This is a genomic window from Microbacterium sp. 13-71-7, assembly GCF_002257455.1.
Taxonomy (GTDB): Bacteria; Actinomycetota; Actinomycetes; order Actinomycetales; family Microbacteriaceae; genus Microbacterium.
Genome location: NZ_NCKN01000380.1, coordinates 1 through 2,210, shown reverse-complemented (window position 1 = coordinate 2,210; position 2,210 = coordinate 1). Strand labels below are relative to the sequence as shown.

The 2,210-nt window shown below is 67.4% G+C and carries 3 protein-coding genes; all 3 read left to right on the top strand.

The features are described from left to right. Positions 1 to 778 (top strand): MMPL family transporter (locus B7X32_RS20505; protein WP_292723994.1); only part of this gene is annotated, 778 nt, incomplete at its 5' end. Next, positions 778 to 1,779, top strand: coding sequence for a protein translocase subunit SecF (gene secF / locus B7X32_RS20500; protein ID WP_292723992.1), 1,002 nt, complete (start codon positions 778 to 780; stop codon positions 1,777 to 1,779). The genes B7X32_RS20505 and secF, both read left to right, overlap by 1 nt. A gap of 57 nt (positions 1,780 to 1,836) precedes the next feature. Next, the coding region (locus B7X32_RS20495; RefSeq protein WP_292723990.1) for an HD domain-containing protein at positions 1,837 to 2,210 on the top strand (374 nt) is incomplete at its 3' end.

The following is a 2,210-nucleotide window of genomic DNA, read 5'->3' as shown; positions in this document are numbered from 1 at the left end:
GCCGCTGAGCTTCACCGTGCAGAGCTCTGACACCATCTCGGCGACGCTCGGATCCCAGCAGCTGCAGATCGGCCTCATCGCCGGCCTCATCGGCCTCGGACTCGTCGCCATCTACTCGCTGCTCAGCTACCGCGCGCTCGGTTTCGTGATCATCGCGTCGATCGGCGTGATGGCCGTTATCACGTACGTGCTCATCTGCATCCTGGGCTGGCGGATGGGCTTCCGCCTCTCGCTCGCCGGTGTCGCCGGTCTGATCGTGTCGATCGGGTTCACCGCCGACTCGTTCATCGTCTACTTCGAACGAATAAGGGACGAGCTGCGCGACGGCAAGTCCATCACCGGTGCGGTGGAGGACGGCTGGAGCCGTGCCAAGCGCACGATCTACATCTCCAAGTCGATCAACATCCTGGCTGCGGTGGTGCTGTACATCCTCGCCGACGCGACCGTGAAGGGCTTCGCGTTCACGCTGGGTCTGACCACGCTCATCGACGTGCTGATCTTCGTGGTGTTCACGCACCCGGTGATGCAGATCCTCGCCCGCACGCGCTTCTTCGGCAACGGTCATCCGCTGTCGGGCATGGACCCCGAGGCGCTCGGCGCCGTCTACCGCGGTCGCACCGAGTACCGCGCGGTGGCCACCGCCTCGCAGGGCAAGGCAGCACGCGCCGGCCGCTCGCGCGGCGAGGCCGAGCGCCGCCAGACCATCGCCGAACGAAAGCGCGCGGAGTCCCTCGCCTCCGCGGACCAGGGCGCGAGCCGGAACGGAGAGAACGACTGATGCGCTCCATGAACGAGCTCGGCAACGACCTCTACTCCGGCAAGACCTCCTTCCCGTTCGTCGGGAGGCGTCGGGTCTGGTTCATCATCGCGATCCTGCTCGTGGTCGGATCGGCCCTCGTGCCGCTGTTCCGTCCGGTGCAGTTCTCGATCGAGTTCACCGGCGGCTCGCAGTTCACCGTCGAGGCGCCCTCGAACCGCAATCAGGACATCGCGACGACCGCGGTGCGCTCGGTGCTGCCCAACGTCACCACCAAGGTCACGACGGTCAACAACCGCGACATCCGCGTCCAGACGGCGCAGCTGAAGAGCGAGCAGCAGAGCCACGACGTGGCCGCCGCCCTCGCGAAGGCCTACGGCGTCGCCGACGACAAGGTGAACACGTCGTTCATCGGCCCGAGCTGGGGCGAGGGGGTGACCCGGCAGTCGCTGTGGGGCCTCGCGATCTTCCTCGCGCTGACGTTCCTGATCCTCGCCATCTACTTCCGCACCTGGAAGATGTCGGCGGCCTCGATCCTCGGCCTCCTCGACGTGCTCGTGATCACGGTGGGCGTCTACGCCCTGGCGGGCTTCGAGATCTCCCCGGCGGCCGTCATCGGCTTCCTGACGATCCTCGCGTACTCGCTCTACGACACCACGGTCGTGTTCGACAAGATCCGTGAGAACACGAGCGAGGAGGGCACCAAGTCCTCCCGGACCTTCGGCGAGGCCGTGAACCTCGCGGTCAACCAGACCCTCGTCCGGTCGATCAACACCGCGGTCATCGCGGCGCTGCCGGTCGGTGCGATCCTGTTCATCGGCGCCTTTTGGCTCGGGGCGCAGACGCTGACCGACATCTCCCTGTCGATCTTCGTGGGCATCATCGTCGCCGCGTACTCGACGCTGTTCGTCGCCGCGCCGCTGTACTCGCTGTTCCGTGAGAACGAGTCGGGGATCCGCGCGCACGACAAGCGCGTGCTCGAGGCCCGGGACCGCGCCACCGTCAGTGCGGTGGAGGTCTGACCCGCCGATGCGTCCTGCCGTTCCGGGCGCTTGTAGGATGATCTGCCTGGAGGTCGGATGAGCGAGGTCGGGACGACGCCTGGGGCGCCGGCGCAGGGGTCGAGTCTGCGCAGGCTCGTGCCCCGGATCTTCTCGCGCGCGCCTCGGATCAACGATCTCGACAACCTCATCCGCACCGTCCGGCAGAATCATCCGCGCGGCGACCTCGCGATCATCGAGCGCGCCTATGCGGTCGCGGCGGAGAAGCACGAGGGGCAGAAGCGCCAGAGCGGCGAGCCGTACATCACGCACCCGCTCGCGGTGGCGCAGATCCTCGCCGATCTCGGACTCGGACCGCGCGCGATCGCGGCGGCGCTGCTCCACGACACGGTCGAGGACACGGGCTACGCGCTGACCGACCTGACCGCGACGTTCGGTGACGAGGTCGCCAT